At 37.2% G+C, this 1,024-nt stretch carries 2 protein-coding genes; both read left to right on the top strand.

Annotated features, from left to right (window positions below; all coding sequences use genetic code 11):
* Nucleotides 1-24: 24 nt before the first annotated feature.
* Nucleotides 25-543 carry a flavin reductase family protein gene (locus BTA31_RS22315; RefSeq protein ID WP_076794322.1) on the top strand — a complete coding sequence of 173 codons (519 nt, stop codon included), beginning with the start codon at nucleotides 25-27 and terminating at the stop codon, nucleotides 541-543.
* 26 nt (nucleotides 544-569) lie between these two features.
* On the top strand, nucleotides 570-1,024 hold a 455-nt coding region (locus tag BTA31_RS22310; protein ID WP_275667525.1), incomplete at its 3' end, for a 4-hydroxyphenylacetate 3-hydroxylase N-terminal domain-containing protein.

Here is a 1,024-nt window from a genome sequence, read left to right as displayed (position 1 = left end):
AATGGATGATAAGGAGTGAGATGAATGAATTCCTCAAAGGGAAGTAATCCACTTAATAATTTAGTAAGCTCAGAAGAATTCAAAAATGCTATTGGTCATTTTGCAAGTGGTGTCTCTATAATCACTGTCCGAAATAGAGAAGTGAATTTTGGGATTACTGCTAGTGCAGTAAGTTCAGTATCTCTTGAGCCCCCCATGTTGTTAGTCTGTGTCAATAAAAAAACAGGAACGTGCCATGCTATTTCGGAAGTTGGTTCATTTACGGTAAATCTTTTAAATGAAGGTCAAAAAGAGTTGGGATTGCAATTTTCTAAAGCAAACACTGATAAATTTAAGGGGGTTGATGTGTCATATGGGGAGCTTGGAAATCCTGTTCTAAATAACACTCTAGCGCAGATTGAATGCCGTGTTGTTGAAGAAGTTACAGGTGGTACTCATTCTATATTTCTTGCAGAGGTACACCAAACAAATATAAATTCTGGAGATCCGTTAGTGTATTACAGAGGAATGTTCGGTCAATTTAATCAAGCTAAATTGATTTAACAAAAAAATAGTATGGAGGAATGGTTATGCCATTAATGACAGGAAAGATGTATCGGGATTCATTGAATGACGGCAGGGAAGTCTACATTGATGGGGAAAAGGTTAAAAATGTAGCTGAACACCCATCTTTTAAACCCATTGTTGATGTTAAAGCCAGAATGTATGATATGGCACACGAAGCAAAGTTCGCTGACAAATTGACAACCACACTAGATGATGGAGAAATTGTTTCTAGTGCATATAAAATGCCGGAAGTGAAAGAGGATCTTACTGCAATCCGGAAACATGTAGAAACGGTTCTTGATGAACTTGGTGGAGTAGTTTATCGAGTAGGAGACGAAACAGTTGGTGAGATGTGGTCTTTATATGATGCACAAGATAAATTAAACGAAATTGATCCAGCCTATGCCAAAAATATCAAGCATCATATAGATCGTGTAGCAAGAGAAGATTTATTTCACGTTTCTGCCAATACTGATCC

The organism is Bacillus haynesii (assembly GCF_001969855.1).
Classification (GTDB): Bacteria; Bacillota; Bacilli; order Bacillales; family Bacillaceae; genus Bacillus; species Bacillus haynesii.
This window is presented reverse-complemented; position numbering and strand designations above follow the sequence as displayed.

Coding starts and splice junctions, on each gene's coding strand:
- BTA31_RS22315 (WP_076794322.1), top strand. CDS start 25: ATGAATTCCTCAAAGGGAAGTAATCCACTTAATAATTTAGTAAGCTCA.